The sequence below is a fragment of the Xanthomonas graminis pv. graminis genome (genome assembly GCF_030168915.1).
GTDB classification, from domain to species: domain Bacteria; phylum Pseudomonadota; class Gammaproteobacteria; order Xanthomonadales; family Xanthomonadaceae; genus Xanthomonas_A; species Xanthomonas_A translucens.
Genome location: NZ_CP076255.1, coordinates 2,714,798 through 2,731,278, shown reverse-complemented (window position 1 = coordinate 2,731,278; position 16,481 = coordinate 2,714,798). Strand labels below are relative to the sequence as shown.

19 protein-coding genes are annotated in these 16,481 nt (G+C 68.1%); 8 read left to right on the top strand and 11 right to left on the bottom strand.

Annotated features, from left to right (window positions below):
* The first annotated feature begins 23 nt into the window (after window positions 1-23).
* Together KHF85_RS11795 and KHF85_RS11790 are read left to right on the top strand one after the other, a co-directional pair.
* Window positions 24-176: a hypothetical protein gene (locus tag KHF85_RS11795; protein ID WP_175402620.1), complete on the top strand. Its 153-nt coding sequence runs from the start codon at window positions 24-26 to the stop codon at window positions 174-176.
* Between the two features lie 4 nt (window positions 177-180).
* Complete coding sequence (locus tag KHF85_RS11790) at window positions 181-672, top strand: glutathione peroxidase (protein ID WP_284566817.1); 492 nt, start codon at window positions 181-183, stop codon at window positions 670-672.
* Window positions 673-999: 327 nt separating this feature from the next.
* On the opposite strand, the gene KHF85_RS11785 is transcribed toward KHF85_RS11790, so the two are convergent.
* From KHF85_RS11785 to KHF85_RS11775, 3 genes are all read right to left on the bottom strand, one after another.
* Window positions 1,000-1,779 carry a ferredoxin--NADP reductase gene (locus KHF85_RS11785; RefSeq protein ID WP_284566816.1) on the bottom strand — a complete coding sequence of 260 codons (780 nt, stop codon included), beginning with the start codon at window positions 1,777-1,779 and terminating at the stop codon, window positions 1,000-1,002.
* Between the two features lie 97 nt (window positions 1,780-1,876).
* Window positions 1,877-2,272 (bottom strand): hypothetical protein, encoded by a 396-nt coding sequence (locus tag KHF85_RS11780; RefSeq protein ID WP_284566815.1) that lies wholly within the window; start codon window positions 2,270-2,272, stop codon window positions 1,877-1,879.
* Window positions 2,273-2,297: 25 nt separating this feature from the next.
* Complete coding sequence (locus KHF85_RS11775) at window positions 2,298-4,181, bottom strand: ABC transporter ATP-binding protein (RefSeq protein ID WP_284566814.1); 1,884 nt, start codon at window positions 4,179-4,181, stop codon at window positions 2,298-2,300.
* 362 nt (window positions 4,182-4,543) lie between these two features.
* Here KHF85_RS11775 and KHF85_RS11770 point away from each other — a divergent pair, with 362 nt between their 5' ends.
* Entirely contained in the window at window positions 4,544-5,470 is a 927-nt protein-coding gene (locus tag KHF85_RS11770; protein ID WP_284566813.1) for an IS110 family RNA-guided transposase, read from the top strand.
* A gap of 233 nt (window positions 5,471-5,703) precedes the next feature.
* Here the strand turns inward: KHF85_RS11770 and KHF85_RS11765 are convergent, their stop codons facing one another.
* Together KHF85_RS11765 and KHF85_RS11760 are read right to left on the bottom strand one after the other, a co-directional pair.
* The gene (locus KHF85_RS11765; protein ID WP_284566812.1) at window positions 5,704-6,609 is read right to left on the bottom strand and encodes a dimethylarginine dimethylaminohydrolase family protein; all 906 of its coding nucleotides are present in this window, start codon (window positions 6,607-6,609) and stop codon (window positions 5,704-5,706) included.
* The gene (locus KHF85_RS11760; RefSeq protein WP_284566811.1) at window positions 6,606-7,511 is read right to left on the bottom strand and encodes a sigma-70 family RNA polymerase sigma factor; all 906 of its coding nucleotides are present in this window, start codon (window positions 7,509-7,511) and stop codon (window positions 6,606-6,608) included. The genes KHF85_RS11765 and KHF85_RS11760 overlap by 4 nt, the downstream gene beginning before the upstream one ends.
* A gap of 101 nt (window positions 7,512-7,612) precedes the next feature.
* On the opposite strand from KHF85_RS11760, the gene KHF85_RS11755 reads away from it, so the two are divergent.
* Both KHF85_RS11755 and KHF85_RS11750 read left to right on the top strand, forming a co-directional pair.
* A complete protein-coding gene (locus tag KHF85_RS11755) occupies window positions 7,613-9,136 on the top strand; it encodes a fumarate hydratase (RefSeq protein WP_284566810.1) in 1,524 nt (507 codons plus the stop codon).
* 85 nt (window positions 9,137-9,221) lie between these two features.
* Window positions 9,222-9,857 carry a glutathione S-transferase family protein gene (locus tag KHF85_RS11750; RefSeq protein ID WP_284566809.1) on the top strand — a complete coding sequence of 212 codons (636 nt, stop codon included), beginning with the start codon at window positions 9,222-9,224 and terminating at the stop codon, window positions 9,855-9,857.
* A 73-nt stretch (window positions 9,858-9,930) separates the two neighbouring features.
* Here KHF85_RS11750 and KHF85_RS11745 read toward each other — a convergent pair whose 3' ends face one another.
* Together KHF85_RS11745 and KHF85_RS11740 are read right to left on the bottom strand one after the other, a co-directional pair.
* Complete coding sequence (locus KHF85_RS11745) at window positions 9,931-11,082, bottom strand: phospholipase A (RefSeq protein ID WP_284566808.1); 1,152 nt, start codon at window positions 11,080-11,082, stop codon at window positions 9,931-9,933.
* Between the two features lie 129 nt (window positions 11,083-11,211).
* Entirely contained in the window at window positions 11,212-11,673 is a 462-nt protein-coding gene (locus tag KHF85_RS11740; RefSeq protein WP_409976702.1) for a DUF456 domain-containing protein, read from the bottom strand.
* 258 nt (window positions 11,674-11,931) lie between these two features.
* On the opposite strand from KHF85_RS11740, the gene KHF85_RS11735 reads away from it, so the two are divergent.
* A complete protein-coding gene (locus KHF85_RS11735; protein WP_046979462.1) occupies window positions 11,932-12,147 on the top strand; it encodes a cold-shock protein in 216 nt (71 codons plus the stop codon).
* Window positions 12,148-12,246: 99 nt separating this feature from the next.
* Here KHF85_RS11735 and KHF85_RS11730 read toward each other — a convergent pair whose 3' ends face one another.
* Complete coding sequence (locus KHF85_RS11730) at window positions 12,247-12,720, bottom strand: glycine zipper 2TM domain-containing protein (RefSeq protein ID WP_284566806.1); 474 nt, start codon at window positions 12,718-12,720, stop codon at window positions 12,247-12,249.
* 152 nt (window positions 12,721-12,872) lie between these two features.
* The gene (locus KHF85_RS11725) at window positions 12,873-13,304 is read right to left on the bottom strand and encodes a hypothetical protein (RefSeq protein WP_284566805.1); all 432 of its coding nucleotides are present in this window, start codon (window positions 13,302-13,304) and stop codon (window positions 12,873-12,875) included.
* 95 nt (window positions 13,305-13,399) lie between these two features.
* Between KHF85_RS11725 and KHF85_RS11720 the strand changes: the two genes are divergently transcribed.
* On the top strand, window positions 13,400-14,257 hold the full coding sequence (locus tag KHF85_RS11720; RefSeq protein ID WP_284566804.1) for a tRNA threonylcarbamoyladenosine dehydratase: 858 nt from the start codon (window positions 13,400-13,402) through the stop codon (window positions 14,255-14,257).
* Window positions 14,258-14,440: 183 nt separating this feature from the next.
* On the opposite strand, the gene KHF85_RS11715 is transcribed toward KHF85_RS11720, so the two are convergent.
* Window positions 14,441-15,226, bottom strand: a complete 786-nt coding sequence (locus KHF85_RS11715; RefSeq protein ID WP_284566803.1) for a TatD family hydrolase — start codon at window positions 15,224-15,226, stop codon at window positions 14,441-14,443.
* Window positions 15,227-15,232: 6 nt separating this feature from the next.
* Window positions 15,233-15,472, bottom strand: coding sequence for a DUF6116 family protein (locus KHF85_RS11710; RefSeq protein ID WP_053834261.1), 240 nt, complete (start codon window positions 15,470-15,472; stop codon window positions 15,233-15,235).
* A gap of 173 nt (window positions 15,473-15,645) precedes the next feature.
* Between KHF85_RS11710 and KHF85_RS11705 the strand changes: the two genes are divergently transcribed.
* The gene (locus tag KHF85_RS11705; protein ID WP_284566802.1) at window positions 15,646-16,461 is read left to right on the top strand and encodes a glycine zipper 2TM domain-containing protein; all 816 of its coding nucleotides are present in this window, start codon (window positions 15,646-15,648) and stop codon (window positions 16,459-16,461) included.
* Window positions 16,462-16,481 lie beyond the last annotated feature (20 nt).

Below are 16,481 nucleotides of genomic sequence, written 5' to 3'. Positions count from 1 at the left end.
ACGACCGACCGCAGGGAGACACCATGAAAGCGATCTTTGGCGATCCGACCCGCGACATCGCCGAGCTGTGCAAGGTCGCCCTGGCGCTGAAGCGGCGCGGCGCGGACTACACCAGCGAGATCTACGCGGCGCTGGGCATCGCCGCGCCCGCGCGCATCGCCACCATCGAGGATTGAGCGCATGGACACCCCCACCACCGCCTACGCCTTCACCGCCACCGACCTGGATGGCCACGCGCAGCCGCTCGCCGACTACACCGGCAAGGTGCTGCTGATCGTCAACGTCGCGTCCAAGTGCGGCTTCACCCCGCAATACGCCGGGCTGCAGGCGCTGTGGCAGCAATATCGCGAACGCGGGCTGGTGGTGCTGGGATTTCCCTGCGACCAGTTCGGCCACCAGGAACCCGGCGACGCGGACGAGATCAAGCGCTTCTGCGCGCTGACCTACGACATCGATTTCCCGATGTTCGCCAAGGTGCAGGTCAACGGCGACGCCGCGCATCCGCTGTGGCAATGGCTCAAGCAGCAGAAATCGGGGCTGCTCGGCATCGCCGCGATCAAGTGGAACTTCAGCAAGTTCCTGGTCGGCCGCGACGGCCATGTGCTGGCGCGCTATGCGCCGACCGACAAACCGGAAGCGCTGGCGGCGGACATCGAGCGCGCGCTGGGCTGAGCGGACTTGCTGCGCGATGCGGCCCGCTGTTCTGTAGGAGCGGCTTCAGCCGCGACAGGCTCTACGGATAGTAGCTGTCGCGGCTGAAGCCGCTCCTACAGTGACGCGGCGAGGTGGGCTTGCGCAGGCACGCGGCCGTGCGTCACTTCTCGACGAAGGCGCGATCGAGCGCGTGCTGTGCTGAGCGGACTTGCTGCGCGATGCGGCCCGCTGTTCTGTAGGAGCGGCTTCAGCCGCGACAGGCTCTAGGGATAGTAGCTGTCGCGGCTGAAGCCGCTCCTACAGTGGTGCGTCGCGATTGGCCGGCGCAGGGATCGCGGCCGTGCGTCACTTCTCGACGAAGGCGCGCTCGAACACGTAATGGCCCGGCGTGCCGATCCGCGAGGAGGCGACGAAGCCGCGCGCGTCCAGGGTCTGGCGCAGGTCGGCCAGCATCTGCGGGCTGCCGCAGATCATCGCCCGGTCGTAGTCCGGGTCCAGCGGCGGCAGGCCCAGGGTCTGCTGCATGCGCCCGCTGTCCAGCAGTTCGGTGAGGCGGCCGCGGTTGCAAAAGTCCTCGCGGGTCACCGCCGGGTAGTACAGCAGTTTCTCGCGGATGGTCTCGCCGAGGAACTCGTGCTGCGGCAATTCGTTCTCGAAGTAATCGCGGTAGGCCAGGTCTTTTTCGAAACGCACGCCGTGGGTCAGGATTACCTTGTCGAAGCGCTCGTAGGTCTCCGGGTCCTTGATCACCGACAGCCACGGCGCCAGGCCGGTGCCGGTGCCGAGCAGGTACAGGTGCCGGCCCGGGTGCAGGTCGCTGATGAGCAGGGTGCCGGTGGGCTTCTTGCCGACCAGGACCGCGTCGCCCGGCTGGATGTGCTGCAGGCGCGAGGTCAGCGGGCCGTCCGGCACCTTGATGCTGAAGAACTCCAGCCGCTCTTCCCAGTTGGCGCTGGCGATGGAGTAGGCGCGCAGCAGCGGCCGCGTCTCCGTCTCCAAGCCGATCATCACGAACTGGCCGTTGTCGAAGCGGAAGCCTTCGTTGCGAGTAGTGGTGAAGCTGAAGTAGTCGTCCGTCCAGTGACGGACGTCGAGCACCGTTTCGGGGCCAAAAGCAGAGGACATGCCGTTGATCGTGATGGGGAAGGAGCGGGCGCCATTCTACCCCATGCCGGCCCAAATGAGAGGGAATCTCATTTGTGGCGGTTCATCCCTGCGCGCGTCACGTGTCGAACGACAGTTCGTAGGACAGGTACAGCGGCACCTTCGGCGGGACCAGCAACGGACGTTGGCGCAGGAAGCGCTCCAGGCACAGCGCCAGCGGCGTGGTGCCGTTGCGCCAGCTGGCGCCAACGTTGCCGTCGGCCTGCAGCTGGACCACGACGACGAACGGCGAGGTGTCCGGGCGCGGCGTGGCGCAGCTGGCCACGCCCTCGTCCAGCGCCGCGCGTTGCAGCGCCTGCAGGCGCTGGGCCAGCGCGCCGGGCAGCGCGGCCTCGTCGCGGTCGGCCAGGGCCTTGGCGGCGGCGTAGTCGGACGGGCCGGGAACCGGGTCGGCCGCGGCAGCGGGGAATGCCGCGGCGGCGGCAAGCAGGCAGGGCAGGAGGCGTCGCAGCATGGCGGATCCGCAGGACAGACGATGCTCAACGATACCCAGCGGCCTGCAATTCGAACAGCTCCGCGTAGCGGCCGCCCTGCGCCATCAGTTCGGCATGGGTGCCGCTGGCCTCGAGCTGGCCGCCGGCCAGGACCAGGATGCGGTCGGCCATGCGCACGCTGGAGAAGCGGTGCGAGATCAGCACCGCGGTGCGGTTGTCGGACAGCTCCTTGAAGCGCTGGAACACCTCGAACTCGCTGCGCGCATCCAGCGCCGCGGTCGGCTCGTCGAGGATCATCAGCTGCGCATCGCGCATGTAGGCGCGCGCGATCGCGATCTTCTGCCACTGCCCGCCGGACAGGTCCACGCCGGACTTGAAGCGGCGGCCGATCAGTTGGTCGTAGCCGTGCGGCAGGCCCTCGATCAGCTCGCTGGCCATCGCCCGCTGCGCGGCGGCGCGGATCCGCGCCGCATCGGCCATCGAATCGACCCGGCCGACGCCGATGTTCTCGCCAGCAGTGAGGTGGTAGCGCACGAAGTCCTGGAAGATCACCCCCAGGTTGGCGCGCAGATCGTCCAGGTCGTAGTCGCGCAGGTCGCGGCCGTCGAGCAGGATGCGGCCTTCGTCCGGGTCGTACAGCCGCGCCAGCAGCTTGACCAGGGTGGTCTTGCCGGCGCCGTTCTCGCCGACCAGCGCCAGCACCTCGCCGGCGCGCAGCGCGAAGTCCAGGTGCCGCACCGCCCATTGCTCGGCGTCCGGATAGCGGAAGCCGACGTTCTCGAACACGAAGCCGCGCACGATCGGCCGCGGCACCGGCACCGCGCCGGGGCGGGTACGGATCTCCGGCACGACGCGGAAGAACGAATACAGGTCGTCCAGGTACAGCGCCTGTCCGGCCACCTGCGAAAACCCGATCAGCAGCCCTTCCAGCAGCTGGCGCAGGCGCAGGAAGCTGCCGGCCAGGAAGGTCAGGTCGCCGATGCTGAAATCGCCGCGCACCGTGCGCCAGGCGATGTAGCCATAGGCGGCGTAATAGCCCAGCGTGCCCAGCGCCGCCAGCAGCGTGCCCCACAGCATGCGCTTGCGCGCCAGCGCACGGTTGGCCTGGAAGAAGCGGTCGGCCAGCGCGCGGTAGCGCTCGATCAGGAAGCTGTGCAGGTTGAAGATCTTCACTTCCTTGGCGGTCTCGACGCTGGCGCCGACCTGACGCAGGTAGTCGAGCTGGCGCCGCTCGGCGGTCCACTGGAAGTTCAGCGAATAGCCCAGCGCGTTGAAGTGCGCCTCGCCGACGAAGGCCGGGATCAGCGCGACGGCCAACAGCAACATCAGCCACGGCGCGTACACCACCAGACCGATCGCAAAACTGACCACGGTGATCGCGTCCTGCACCTGGCCGAACAACTGGCTCATCAGGTTCATCCGGCCCATGGTCTGGCGCCGCGCGCGGTCGAGTTTGTCCTGCTGCTCGGGGTCCTCGAAATCCTCCAGGTCCAGCTGCGCGGCATGTTCCATCAACTGCACGCTGGTGACGTTGTTGAACAGCTCCGACAGCAGCGTGTCGGCATAGCTGACCAGCCGCCCGAGCAGGTCCGAGCCGATCGCCAGCGCCAGTTCCAGCGCCAGCAGTTCCAGCAGCCGGGCCAGCCGCCCGCTGGCCAGCGCCTCGCCGAACGAGGTGAAGCCGGGCGACTGCCCGACCAGGTGGATCGCCTCGTCGATGATCAGCTTGCCGATGTACAGCGAGGCCACCGGGATCAGCGCGCGCAGCATGCGCAGGCCGATGCTGGTCAGGGTCAGCCAGCGGCTGGTCCGCCAGATCTGGCGCAGGAACGGCGGCAGGTTGCGCATCGCATCGAAGCGCTCGCGCAGGCTGGGGCCGGTACGGGGAGACGGGCGCGGCGCGCCATGGACAGGAGAAGGGGAAGCCATCGGCGCATTGTGCCGGGGCCGGGTGTGCGCGGGGAGTGTTCGGGCGGCGTGCAGAACGCAAGGTCGGCGCGCGGCAGTGCGGGCTGGTCCGCTGTTGCGCCTGTCTGCACTGCAGTGGGCTTGGTCGGTAAGGCCTGTCGCGACTGAAGTCGCTTGTGTCTGGAGATTGCTCTACAGTTTGAGTGGAGAGCGATGTGCGGCACGCCGACAGGCCGTAGTGTTCAAGCACGTGTAGGAGCCAGGGCGGCCGCACATCGACCTCGTTGCCTAGCCCGAACAGTTGAACGAGCGTTCGCTCGAACTTCACAAGCGTGGGCAGCGACGAGGTGGCTCTCTCCTGTCCCCCAGTCTACCTAACGCTTATGCCTCTTTGGATCGGTATCGATGTGGCCAAGGACACCTTGGCCGTCCACGTGCTTCCCCTGGACCAGTTGCTGTCCTTTCCCAATACCGCCCAGGGCCACCAGCGCCTGTGCGACCACCTTGCCGGGCACTGCGTCGGCAACGCGCTGCTGGAGGCCACCGGCGGCTACGAACGGGCGGTGATGACGGCACTGGCCACGGCAGGGATCCCGGTGACCCGGATCAATCCGCGCCGGGCACGCGCTTTCGCCACGGCCTTGGGCACAACCGCCAAGACCGATCCGCTGGATGCGGCCTTGCTGGCGCGCATGGCTCACCTGGTGCAAGCGCCCGCGCCGGCTCCCGATCCCTTGCGTGAGCAACTGCGCATGCTGGTCCAGCGCCGCGAGCAACTGGTCCAGCAACGTGACGACGAGCGCCGTCGCTTGCATCAGGCGACCCTGGCCATGGTGCGCGCGTGCCTGATCGAGCAGATCGGCGACGTGCGCCGCCGTATCCAGCGGATGAACCAGGCGATCAAGCAGGTGCGGTGCCAGCTCGACGATGCGCTGGCGCACGCCCTGGGCACGGTCCCGGGCATCGGCGAGGTCACCACCGCCAGCCTGATGGCCTATCTGCCCGAACTGGGGACGCTGGATCGTCGCCAGATCGCGGCCCTGGTCGGCCTGGCTCCCTACAACGTGGACAGCGGGCAGCACTGCGGCAAACGCCGCATCCGCGGCGGGCGTGCCACGATCCGACGAGTGCTGTACATGGCCTGTTGGAGCGTTGTGCGCACTCAAGCCTCCTTCAAGGAGCGTTATCAACAGTTACGGGCACGCGGCAAGCCCGCCAAGGTCGCCATCACCGCATGCATGCGCGTGCTGCTTATCCGACTCAACGCCATGGCACGAGATCGCACACCATGGCGTGAGGTTATCGGATGAGAAGACAGTTGCTCCTACAATGGTCTTGCCGACGACGGTTACCATTCAGGCGACCGGCAGTACGCCGGCGACGGCTGGCAGTGCCGGGATACTGTAGTCCACTGTCGGGCCTGTCGGCTTCACTGTGGGAGCGACTTCAGTCGCGAGGGGCCTTACCAACAAGGCCCGAGTCGCGAGTGATGGCCCGAGGCCATCCGGAGTCACGCCCACAAGGAAAAACGCAAGCCCCGGGCTCACTCGTCCAGGCGCAGGGTCAGGCACTTGGCCGCGCCGCCGGCCTTGAGGAATTCGTCCAGCGGGGTCTGCACCACGCGGTAGCCGATCCGCGCCAGTGCCGCGCACAGCTCGGGCGAGGCGCGGTTGAGCAGCAGGTGCTGGTCTAGGTCCACCGCGTTGCAGGCGAAGGCGAGGGCGTCGGCTTCGCTCACCGCGATGCGCTGCGCCGGCGGGATGCGGCGGGCGATCGCCTGCTGCGCGTAGTCGTCGAAGGCGGCCGGGTAGTACAGCAGGTAGCCGTCGCGCAGCGGGCAGAAGCAGGTGTCCAGGTGGTAGAAGCGCGGATCGACCAGGCGCAGCGGCATCACTTCGATGTCCAGCAGGTCGGCCAGCTCGTGCGCGGCGGCGAGGTCGCTGCGATGGCCGTGGCCCATCCACAACCGGCGTGCGCCGCGCTCCAGCAGCGCATCGCCGGCGCCCTCGAAGCGCACGTCCTCGGGCAGCGCGCGGATGCGGAAGCCGGCGCGGCGGCACCAGTCGGCGAACAGCGCTTCCTCGCCGCGGCGCTCGGCGTGGCGGAAGCGGCTGGGCACGAAGCTGTCGCCGAGCACCAGGCCGGCATTGGCGCTGAAGACCATGTCCGGCAGGCCGGCGGCCGGAGCGATCCGCTCGACCCGGGCGCCGGCCGCCTCGGCTGCGGCGACCAGGGCGTTCCACTGCGCCTGCGCGCGCTCACGGCTGGCGGCGTGGACGTTGCCTTCCATCCAGGGGTTGATCACGTAGTCCACCGCGAAGTGCTGCGGCGCGCACATCAGCAGGCGGTGGCCTGCGTGCGCGGCGGTGGACGCCTGCATTTCCGGCTCGGCGAGCGCCAGGTCGGTGTCCTCCGCGGCCGCGCCACCCGCCAGGAATTTCTCGCTCATGCCCGCCTCGCTCTGCGTTTGTGATGCGCAAACGCTAGCGGTGTCGTGTTGCGGTTTGCGGTCACGCAAGCCGGGAGCACCCACCATTGGGCTATTGAAAGCGGCAATTGGGGATTGAGAGGCGGGCGGCGTAACGGCATGCGCCGCTGCGCTTGCGGCATTGCCGGTTGCAGGCCTACGCCGAGCCGGTTCCAGGCATTGATGAGGGCGATGGCCATGGTCAGCGCGCTGATGCCGTGTGCGTCGAAGTGCGCCGACAGGGCGTCGTAGGCATCCTGCGGCGGCGCGCCGGAGGGCAGGGTGGTGAGCGCCTCGGCCCAGGCCAGCGCCAGCCGTTCGCGCGGATCGAAGAAGCGGCTCTCGCGCCAGCCGGCAAGGGTGTCGAGCTTGCGCGGTTCGATGCCGGCCTCGCGCAGCGCGGTGGCGTGCATGTCGATGCAGTAGGCGCAGCCTTTGAGCTGGGAGACGCGCAGGAACACCAGCCCGAGCAGCTGGCCGATCTGCGCGTAGTCGTAGTCGAACGGCTCCTTCAGCAGGAACGCGGCGCGCTCGTCCGGACCCAGCCGTTCCAGCAGCGCCAGGAACGCCACCGACACCTGCTCGGCGCGCGCGTGGCGCGCGGCCGGATCGATGTCCTCGGCGATCTCCAGCGGCTCGGGCAGCCACGGGCCGGTGTCGTGAATGCGGGCGCTGCGCGCCGCGCGCAGCCGGTCCAGCCCGAGCCGGGTGGTGGCGGTCACCAGCCAGGCCTCGGGGTCGCGGATCGCTGCGCGGGCGCTGGCCTGCCAGCGCAGCCAGGCGTCCTGCAGCACGTCCTCGGCGTCGCTGCGGCTGCCGAGCAGGCGATAGGCCAGGCCGAACAGCCGGGGACGTTGCGATTCGAAGCCGGGATCGCGGCTCATGGCGACCAGGACGGAACAGCGCGTGCCGGCGTGACAGCGGGCGAGGCGGTCACTTTGCCCTAAAATGGACGGGTTTCCCCCCGCCAGCCGTAGAGCCAGCCGTGACCTCGATCAAGCAGGAAGACCTCATCCAGTCCGTCGCCGACGCGCTGCAGTACATCAGCTACTACCACCCGGTCGATTACATCAAGAACCTGGCCGCCGCCTACGAGCGCGAACAGTCGCCCGCGGCCAAGGACGCGATCGCGCAGATCCTGATCAACTCGCGCATGTGCGCCGAGGGCCACCGCCCGATCTGCCAGGACACCGGCATCGTCACCGTGTTCCTCGAAATCGGCATGAACGTACGCTGGGACGACGCCACGATGGGCGTGGAGGACATGGTCAACGAGGGCGTGCGCCGCGCCTACAACCATCCGGACAACAAGCTGCGCGCCAGCGTGCTGGCCGATCCGGCCGGCAAGCGCGCCAACACCAGGGACAACACCCCGGCGGTGATCAACACCAAGATCGTGCCGGGCGAGCACGTCGAGGTGATCGTGGCGGCCAAGGGCGGCGGTTCGGAAGCCAAGAGCAAGTTCGCCATGCTCAATCCGTCCGACTCCATCGTCGACTGGGTGCTCAAGACCGTGCCGACCATGGGCGCCGGCTGGTGCCCGCCGGGCATGCTCGGCATCGGCATCGGCGGCACCGCCGAGAAGGCCATGCTGCTGGCCAAGGAAGCGCTGATGGAGCCGATCGACATCGTCGATCTGCAGGCGCGCGGCGCGTCCAACCGTGCCGAGGAACTGCGCCTGGAGCTGTACGAGAAGGTCAACGCGCTGGGCATCGGCGCGCAGGGCCTGGGCGGCCTGACCACGGTGCTGGACATCAAGGTCAAGGACTACCCGACCCATGCCGCCAACCTGCCGGTGGCGCTGATCCCGAACTGCGCGGCCACCCGCCACGCGCATTTCACCCTGGACGGCAGCGGCCCGGTGATGCTGGAGCCGCCGTCGCTGGAAGACTGGCCCAAGCTCACCTACAACCCCAGCAACGCGCGCCGGGTTAACCTGGACACCATCACCCGCGAAGAGGTCGCTAGCTTCAAGCCGGGCGAGGTGGTGCTGCTCAACGGCAAGCTGCTGACCGGCCGCGACGCCGCGCACAAGCGCATGATCGACATGCTCAACCGCGGCGAGACGCTGCCGGTGGATTTCAGCAATCGCTTCATCTACTACGTCGGCCCGGTCGATCCGGTGCGCGACGAAGTGGTGGGTCCGGCCGGTCCGACCACCGCCACGCGCATGGACAAGTTCACCCGGCAGATGCTGGAACAGACCGGCCTGCTCGGCATGGTCGGCAAGTCCGAGCGCGGCGACGCGGCGATCGATGCGATCCGCGACAACAAGGCGGTGTACCTGATGGCGGTCGGCGGTTCGGCCTACCTGGTATCCAAGGCGATCAAGGCCGCGCGCGTGCTGGCGTTCGAAGACCTGGGCATGGAGGCGATCTACGAATTCGAAGTCAAGGACATGCCGGTCACGGTGGCGGTGGATGCCAGCGGCGAGTCGGTGCACAAGACCGGCCCGCGCGAATGGCAAGCGCGCATCGGCAAGATCCCGGTGGTGGTCGAGCCGGCCTGAGCCGGCGCCAGCGCAGGCACCGCGCGACATGCGAGACTGCCGCCGCCATGGTCATCCGGCTGCGGCGACTGACTTGGGAGACTGCATGAGCGCCACTTTGTACTACTCGCCCAGCACCGCCGCCCTGTTGGTGCACTGGCTGCTGATCGAGCTGGAGGTGCCGCATACGCTGCACGCCCTGGACTTCGAACGACGCGAACATAAGGCGCCTGAGTACCTGCAGCTCAATCCGGCCGGCGTGGTGCCGACGCTGCTGCTGGACGGGCAGGTGCTGACCGAGGCGGCGGCGATCGCGCTGCACCTTGCCGACCTGCATCCGCAGGCCGGGCTGGCGCCGCCGCCCGGCAGCCCGGCGCGCGCCGCGTACTACCGCTGGATGCTGTTCTGCGCCAACACGCTGCAACCGGCCTACCGCGCCTGGTTCTATCCGCACGAGCCGGCCGGCGCCGACAACGCCGAGGCGAGCAAGGCGCAGGCGCGGCAAACGCTGGAGGCGGCCTGGGAACAGGTCGCGCAACATCTGCAGGCGCACGGCCCATACCTGCTCGGCGCGCAGCTGTCGGCGGCCGATTTCATGTTGACGATGATGATGCGCTGGTCGCGCAACATGCCGCGGCCCAGCGACAGCTGGCCGGCGCTGCAGGCGCATGCGCAGCGGATGAAGGCGCGTCCCGCGTTCCAGGAAACCTACCGCCGCGAAGGCCTGACCGACTGGACCTGAACGCGCTGGCGGCAGCGTCGCGCGACGGCCGCTGAGGGCCGCCGCGCGATGGTGCTCCAAGGCCGCTCGGGCCTCAGTACCACTCCAGCAGTGACACGCCCAGGCCCACATAGGTGGCGCGGTGGTTGTAGTCGATCATGCTCTCGCCGTAGCCGTCGAACACCTGCACATGGCCGCGCAGCAGGTTGCTGATCGGGAAGCCCCAGTCCAGCTGCAGCGCGCCGTGCGAGCGGTCGCCGCTGCGCAGCGAATGCCGCGCCATCAGCGAGATCTCGTGGCCGCCGCGGTTGTAGGTCAGGGTGGCGTCGCCGCGGCCCATGTAGTCCTCGATGTCCGGATTGTTGTCCTGGCGGTCGTTCTCCGGGATCCGGTACCACGGGCGCAGCACCAGCGCCCAGTTCTCGCGGTCCAGGCCGACGTTGAGGATCGCCCGGTTCCAGCTGCGCGAGAACGGATCGCTGCGGCCGTTGGACTGGTGGGTGAGCTGAATCCCGGTCATCCGCCCCTTCCAGCCGAACAGGCTGTAGTTGTTGCGAAACACCAGCGCCAGTTCCGGCTCGTAGTTGGTCTCGCGGAACGGCCGCGATTGCTCGCTGTTGTAGACCTGCCAGCGCGAGCTCTGGGTATAGGCGCCCCACAGGTCGCCGTTGTCGCCGAAGATGTTCTCCACGATCTTGGTCTTGAAGCTGAGCTGGAACTTGGCTTCGATGCTGTCCAGCGACTCGGGGTTGGTCACCGTGTTGTTCGGATTCGGCGAGGACGGCGTCTCGTTCTTCTTGCTGGTCCAGAACGCCGGCAGCAGGTACACCGGCTTGTAGGCGCGCAGTTGGAAGGTCCCCAGCTTGGAGTCCTTGGCCAGCTCCCAGCGGCTGTCCAGCAGCGAGCCCTTGCCGGCGTTGGCGATGGTGGCGTCGTAGAGGTCGTTCTTGAACAGCGAGGCGGTGCGCTGGCGGGTGCGCTCGGCCAGGCCGGCGTCCTGCGGGATCGTTGCATCCAGCTGCTGCTTCTGGTTCTCGCTGGCCATCTTCGCCGCCGCATCGGCTGCCTGCGGATCGGCGACCCGACGCGACAATGCCTGGTCGTAGCAGGACAGGCGCGCGGCGTTGCTGGTGATCGCGACGCAGGCTTCGGGCGAGGCAGGGGTGGGTTTCACTTCCTGGGCGTGCGCCAGCGGCATTGCCGCGAAGGACAGCAGCAACAGGGGACGGGCCGGGCGATGGATCATGCAGGTTCTCTCGAAAATGGGCGGCGCGGGCGGGGAGTGCGCTGCCGATGTGAATGGCCTGCTGCGAAAATACAACAGCCGGCACAACGGGGTCATCACACGTTCATGTCGCCGCCGCGGCGCCGCGACTCAGAACAGCCAGGCCGCCGCGAACAGGCCGACCATCGCCAGCGCCAGGGCCAGTTTTGCGGCGGTGCCCAGCACGATGCCCAGCCAGGTGCCGAGGCCGACCCTGGTCGCCTGCTGCAGCTGCCGGCCATGCCAGTACTCGCCGGCCAGCGCGCCGACGAAGGGGCCGATGAACAGGCCGATCGGCATGAAGAACAGGCCCGCCACGCTGCCCAGCACCGAGCCCCACAGCGCCTTGCGGCTGGCGCCGACGCGCTTGGCGCCGAACACGGTAGCCAGGAAATCGACCAGGAACGACAGCAGCGTCAGCACCCCGAGCAGCGTCAGCATCACCCAGCCCACCCGCTGGAAACCGTCGGCCCAGGCCGCCAGCAGCAGCCCGGCGAACAGCAGCGGCATGCCCGGCAGCGCCGGCAACGCCACCCCTGCCAGCCCCAGCAAGACCAGCAGCCCGGCAATCATGTAGTAGATGAACGTAGGATCCACGCGGTTTGCTCCGGGGCGATTTTGGGGTTGACAGAATGGGTGGTCTTGCTGATTGCATTTTCATTTTCGCCGCGGTAAGTTTTCAGACGCTGCGTTTGCAAAGGTCACCATGAATCGTGGCCCGGTGCGGTAGATCCAGTGCTCCGCTACAGCGTTATACCTCGCTTCCTCCTTGCAACCAGCCGCCGAACCCCCGGCGTACCCACCTCTGAGACTGTTTCAAGGAGTAAGTCCATGACTGACGGCAATCGCGAAAACGGCACCGTGAAGTGGTTCAACGATGCCAAGGGCTTCGGTTTCATCAGCCGCGAGAACGGCGAGGACGTGTTCGTGCACTTCCGCGCCATCCAGACCCAAGGCTTCAAGAGCCTGAAGGAAGGCCAGAAGGTCAGCTTCACCGTGGTGCAGGGCCAGAAGGGCCTGCAGGCCGATGCAGTGCAGCCGGTCTGACCGCGGCGCGCACACGCCGATCGCGTGCGCAACCGGCGCGCGCAGCAAAAAGGCCCGCAGTCGCGGGCCTTTTTGCGTTGCGGCGGACCGTGCCAGCGTTTAGCGCGGCACCACGCGGCCGTTGACCACGCGCACATAGGTGTTTTCGCGGATCCCGGCCAGGTCGCGCTGGTTGACCACGATCACCCGGCCATCGTCCATCTGCACGTGCACGTCGTAGCTGTCGCTGGTGACGTTGTTCTGGATCTGGTTGCCGGCCAGGGCGCCCGCCGCAGCGCCGGCCACGGCCGACACGTTCTGGTTGCCCTTGCTGCCGCCGGTGTGGTCGGAGATCTCATGGCCGGCGATCGCGCCGACGATGCCGCCCAGGACCGCGCCGGTGCCGGTGGGTGCGGTGCGGCCGGAACCCACGGTATCGATGCGGGTGACGATGCCGCAGTCCGCGCAGCGATTGTCCGAATAGCCACGCGACGGCTGGCTATAGCCGCCGCCACCGCCATAGCCGGGGGACGTGGCGCAGCCGGCCAATGCCAGAACGGCGATGGCGCCAGTGGCCAGTAGATGAATCTTCATGTGTGCTCTCCTCGACGGACGGTGATCGCGGCAGACCCGCGTTTGCACGCATCCTGTCCGCCAGCGTGTGAATGCAACGCCAATCGCGACGCGGGTGCGGCGCTGGCGCTTTGCAGCGTCAGGGGCAATTCATCGACAGGCGCGATCGCGGGTCAGCGGAAATCGCGGTGGCAGGCGGCGCAGTCGTCGTCCAGGCGATGGGTGAGCTGGTCGAGCGCGGCGCAGCTGGCCGGTAGCGTGGTCTGCGCCGCATCCAGGGTGGCCCGCAGCGTGCGGGCGTGCTGCTGGAAGCGACTGTCGTCGCTGAGTCCGGGAAACGCGGTTTCCAGATCGTCGCCGAGCAGGCGCAGCGTCTGTACCCGCGCTTGCAGGTCGGCGGCGCTGCAGCGGTTCTGGGCATGGCTGCGTTGCAGCAGGGCCAGTTGCTTGTCCATCACCTGCATCAGACTGCGCGGGAACGGATCCTGGCGCGCCTGCAATGCGCGCATCGCCATCACGGTTGCGACCAGGCCGATCAGCAGCCCGGCGAGCAGCACGAACAGGTAGCGCGAGGCGCTGGAAGCGGGGGCGTGCGGGCTGGCCATGGCGGGCGGGCGTGCAGGACGAAAGCGCGATAGTACGCCCGTCGCCGGGATTGCGTGGCGCCGCCGCCGCGTCGCCGATGAAATAAACTGCGCGCATGAACGAACAACTGCGTGAGCGCTTCGCCGGCATCGACCGGCTGTACGGGCGCGGGACCATCGAGCGCCTGGCGCAATGCCGCGTGGCGGTGGTGGGCATGGGCGGTGTCGGCTCGTGGGTGGTGGAAGCCTTGGCGCGGTCGGCGGTCGGCCATCTGACCCTGATCGATGCCGACGACATCTGCGTCTCCAACACCAACCGCCAGTTGCCGGCGCTGCAAGGCCAGTACGGGCGCAACAAGGCGCGGGCGATGGCCGAGCGCTGCGTGGCGATCAACCCGGCGATCGAGGCGAGCGCGGTCGAGGCGTTCCTGACCCCGACCAATATCGCCGAGCTGCTCGGCGGCGGCTTCGATCTGGTCATCGACGCCTGCGACAGCTTCCGGGTCAAGGTCGAAGCCATCGCCTGGTGTCGCCGGCGCAAGCTGCCGCTGCTGACCGTGGGCTCGGCCGGCGGGCGCACCGACCCGACCCTGGTGCGCATCCGCGACGTGTCGCGCACCGAGCACGACGCGATGCTGGCGCTGATCCGCAAGAAGCTGCGCGGCGAGTTCAATTTCCCCAAGAACCCGCAGCGCTACTTCGGCGTGCCGGCGGTGTACTCGCTGGAGAACGTGCGCTATCCGCAGGCCGACGGCAGCGTGTGCGGACTGCGCCCGCAGCTGGGGCCGGATGCGGCGCTGAATCTGGACTGCGGCGCCGGACTGGGCGCGGCCACCCATATCACCGGCGCGTTCGCGTTCGCCGCGGCCGGCAAGGCCTTGGAGATGCTTTTGAAGCCGAAACGGGAACCGCAGGCGAGCGTGGCGACGGCCACAGTGCAGGCGGCCGACGCGGCGAGAATCGATGCGGTCTGAGGCGAATTGCGTTGCAGAAATCAACGCGTTCGCACTTGTTTAAACACTGTGGGAGCGACTTCAGTCGCGACGTGCTTTACCGATAGCGCAGCCCCAACGGATGGCCCAAGGCCACCGGCGCTCGCTTCCACAGACGGCAACTCACCAGATATGCCAGCCGCCGCCGCGCCCCCCAAGTTTGGGTCAGGCAGGCCGTGCAGCCAGCGTCTGCAATCCGAACAGTTGCTGCGCGTTGCGCGTGGTCTGTTCGGCGATCTCGGCGGCGGGCTGGCCCCGCAGCATGGCGATGGTGTCCAGCACCGTGCGCAGCCGCGCCGGCTCGTTGCGCTGGCCGCGGATCGACGCGTCGGGCTGGTCCGGGGCGTCGGTTTCCAGCAGCAACTGCTGCAGTGGCAGTTCGGCCGCCAGCCGGCGCAGCCGCTGCGCGCGTTCGTAAGTGACCGGGCCGCCGAGGCCGATCAGGAAATCCAGCCTGTGCAACTGCTGCGCCTGCTCGGTGCTGCCGGCAAAGCTGTGCACCACGCCACGCAGGCGCCCGACCTTGCGGATCGCCAGGATCACTGCGTCCACCGCGCGCCGCGCGTGCACGATCAGCGGCAGGTCGAACTCGCGCGCCAGCTGCAGCTGGCCGAGGAAGTAGCGCTGCTGTTGGGCTTGATCCAGTCCTTCGACGAAGAAATCCAGCCCGCATTCGCCGATGGCGCAGGGTCGCTCGCGTGCGATCCACTCGCCGAGCAACGGCAGATGCGCGGGGCGGTGCTCATCCAGGAACAGCGGATGCAGGCCGTAGGCCGGAGACAGGCCGTCGGCCATCGTGCAGACCTCGCGCAGCTTCGGCCAGGACGCCGCTGTCACCGCAGGCAGCACCTGCGCGGCGATGCCTGCGGCCTGCGCGCGCGCGATCACCGCGGCGCGGTCGCCGTCGAACTCGGCGGCGTCGAGATGGCAATGACTGTCGATCAGCCGCATCGGCGGTCAGCGGCGCACGCGCCGCGCGCTGGACGCGATCGTCTCCGCCGCGGCGGGCGCAGGCGTGCGCGTCTTCCAGTTGGCCAGCAACAAGGTGCCCAGGCCGAACACGATCTCGTCGATGAAAGGCAGCGGGTCGGGCAGCAGCACGCTCAGCACGAACAGCCCGGCGGTGAGTTTGAACAGCGTCGGGTAGCGCAATTTGCCGGCCCAGCGCAGTAAAGGCAGCAGGATTGGGTTGGGCATGGACGGTTCTCCGGCAAACTGATGAAAACGCTAACACCCTTGATGTGGCGGCTTTCCAGGCGCGTCACCAGAGCACGTCGCGGATTTTTGCTGAATAGGGAGCGGATTGGTTCAGCTTCGGCATGGTAATCACAGCACCGTAGACAACGCGGCCAGACCGCAGGAGAGCAACGATGAAAAGCAATACGACAACCATTCTGGTCGCGGCTGGCGCATTGCTGGTCGGCGGTGTGGCCACCGCGGCCTTCATGAACAACCGCGACAAGCAGGAATTCGTCGGCAATGGCGACGTGCGTCCGGCCCTGGACAATAGCCCGAGCGGCGACGCGGTCGCCAGCAACGGCGTCGGCGGCAAGCTGGAATACGCTGACGTGGTCCGGGTCGATCCGATCACCCAGCAGGAGCAGCGCTACGCCGAGGTGATCGGCACCGAGCCGCTGCGCGAGACCTCCAGCACCACCACCCCGCGCCAGGTCTGCAACGACGTGGTGGTGCAGGAGCGCCTGCCCGAGCGCGACGGCAACGTCGGCGGCACCGTGGTCGGTGCGCTGGTCGGCGGCCTGCTCGGCAACCAGGTCGGCCACGGCAATGGCCGCAAGGCGGCCACTGCGGCTGGCGCGGTGGCCGGCGGCTTCATCGGCAACGAGGTCGACCGCAACCACGTGGGCGGCCGCGTGGTCGACCGTACCGAGCGCAAGTGCCACACCGAGAACAGCACCGCCGAGTCGTCGCGGATCACCGGCTATACCGTGACCTACCGCAACGACGATGGCAGCACCGGCACCATGCGCACCGACAGCAAGCCGGGCAGCCGCATCGCGCTGGGCAGGGACGACGTGGTCAAGGGCTACCAGGTCACCTACCGCTACGACGGCCAGGAGAAGACCGTGCGCATGGACGACAGGCCGAACAGCGACCGCCTGCCGGTGCTCGACGGGCGCCTGGTCACCCAGACCGCCTCGGCCAGCGACGTGGTCAGCCAGCGCTGAAGCGGCGTACGCCAGTAGTG